Origin of the sequence: Yersinia similis (assembly GCF_001053095.1) — a bacterium.
Lineage (GTDB): Bacteria > Pseudomonadota > Gammaproteobacteria > Enterobacterales > Enterobacteriaceae > Yersinia > Yersinia similis.
The window spans coordinates 1-2,163 of record NZ_CGBP01000071.1; the positions used below are offsets into that span (position 1 = coordinate 1).

The following is a 2,163-nucleotide window of genomic DNA, read 5'->3' on the forward strand; positions in this document are numbered from 1 at the left end:
AACCGGTATAACATTTTCTCATTAACACGATAGCGAGTAAACCTTACTCTCTGTTGATGTATGGGTGCCATACAGTGAAAAACACCTCATAATCCGAATACCCAAAATGATTCTACTTATATTCAAATTTGACTATTTCACCATTTTCTTTTAGTAGGTATTTTCCATTATAAGCGGTAAAAATTATCCTATTCTCACTGTCATTATTAACGGTAAAAACAGCATTTTTATCTATACAGTTTTTATCTGTTTTCATATCATCGAAGCACAGCCTATCGTATTCATCTTCTTTATACCCTTCAGAGAAATCCCAAAAAGTTATACTAAAATTACCATAAGATGCTGGTTTTGGAATGTTATACTCAGATTTCAACATCTCTTTTTTTTCCAGCCACCAGCTTATTTTCCCTTGATCAGTAGTAGGGAAATCCTTCACCAAAACATCACTAAAATGATGTCTCTGATGAACGGCGACAATTTCCACCGGACGTAGTGACAACCAGAGGGAATAACCCAACAGAACGCCACCAGTTAGTAATAATACACCGAGTATTTTTTTACTTTTTGCTTTCATTGCGCCCCCCAATAATTTCTACTGTTGCTTCCATATTGGTCATGAATGGTTTATAACCAAGCTGGGTGAATCGCTGAAGTACAAACCAGATACGAAATATACGGTAATTCCTAAATTTAATAATATCTTTTCTGTCCAGTCCAAAGTGATCCTGAACATTATAATGGACAACGGCGCGGTAGTGGCCATTATTAATCTGTAACGATCTTATCGTGATATGTGCTGCGTATATATCATGTACAGTAATACCTAACCCATTAACCCTATCCTGCAATCTATCGAATTTTGGAAGTATGCCACCAAGGATAGTTTCTGTTATATCCGTTAATTTCTCTGCCGGATACAAATTATTTTTCCAATCGATATTGTCTGTTAATACCTGTTTTATTCTCAGCAATGAACTATTTTCGGCTGATTTATCGTTAATAATTTGCGCTCTCAATGCCGTATTTAACGACAAATCCCTAAACGGTATACCGTTACCATTTTGCATATGGTTGATCATTTTTTCGATAACGTTCTTATACGGGCCGTGCAAAGCAAAGATTCGTGATTCGTAGCGAAATTCATCAAAGAGGATCCTGACACATTCCTGTCGAGTGACCTTCTCGCTTTCCAACGCTCTATCAGCCGCATAACCATAACCATGAGCCGTGGGTTTTAGCTGCTTGAACAACGTCAGCGTGTACGGATTAACCTTGCTTGAAATATTATGTAGATTAAAATCTGTTTTTAACTGCGTTTCGCTCAGATCGCCACATCGCATATCATCGGCACTGTAATCATCCATGCGTTTTTTAGTTCTGAATACCGTGTAGGGGAAACCTAATGCCTGTGGGATTGGTCGAGATGTTTCTGACATAGTAAATTCCTTTTCGTTGTAACGACTGCTAATCACCCTCATCAGGCCGGGGCCTTACTTTTAACGCAACTGAGGGAATAACCAGAAATGGATGCTTATGAAGGTCTTATACTCAAAATAATTCAAGTTGCAGGAAGGTGAAAAAATGTGAATGCAACTTAAAGCATAACGAGTATATACCGACATATATCCGATGCAAAATGGATGCTATATCCATTTGATATTATTTATTTTTTCCGTCTCATCAAACGCGCATTGACCAATAGACACAAAACCAGCCAAGAGAAAGCACCTAAGTAGTGCCTGTAGTTAACTTTCGAATAGCTATTTAACAGTTAATTATGGATTTGAGTGGGTAGTTTTTTGTATATATAAGCAAAAGTATGTTGGTTCAGTCGGTTCAGTTGGTTCAATTTGTAAAGATGTTTGTTTTTAAAAGGGAAAATATGAATCTCTGAACCAACAAATGCCCTTTTTGAACCAACAAACGCTATTTTCGTGTTGGTTCAGTGGGTGCGCTGTATAATTCTTAGCCAGTCAGTGAAGACCTCTCACAGTTTTTAGTCTCAAATGTTGGTTCAAAAGCCCCGTTTGTTGGTTCAGTGTTGGTTCAAAATGGAAATTAAATTCCTTATAAAACAAACATCTTTACGTATTGAACCAACTGAACTAACTGAACCAACATAAAAACCTCGCATGTGATAAATAATTATTCGTCTGGCTGGCT

General features: G+C 37.2%; 2 protein-coding genes. Both read right to left on the reverse strand.

Annotation, left to right across the window (positions count from 1 at the left end; translation table 11 throughout):
* Positions 1 to 112: 112 nt before the first annotated feature.
* The gene (locus AC971_RS21345) at positions 113 to 574 is read right to left on the reverse strand and encodes a DUF943 family protein (protein WP_025381456.1); all 462 of its coding nucleotides are present in this window, start codon (positions 572 to 574) and stop codon (positions 113 to 115) included.
* Positions 558 to 1,436, reverse strand: coding sequence for a YPO3983 family protein (locus AC971_RS21350; protein WP_025381457.1), 879 nt, complete (start codon positions 1,434 to 1,436; stop codon positions 558 to 560). Before AC971_RS21350 ends, AC971_RS21345 begins: the two co-directional genes overlap by 17 nt.
* Positions 1,437 to 2,163 lie beyond the last annotated feature (727 nt).

Coding starts and splice junctions, on each gene's coding strand:
- AC971_RS21345 (WP_025381456.1), bottom strand. CDS start 574: ATGAAAGCAAAAAGTAAAAAAATACTCGGTGTATTATTACTAACTGGT.
- AC971_RS21350 (WP_025381457.1), bottom strand. CDS start 1,436: ATGTCAGAAACATCTCGACCAATCCCACAGGCATTAGGTTTCCCCTAC.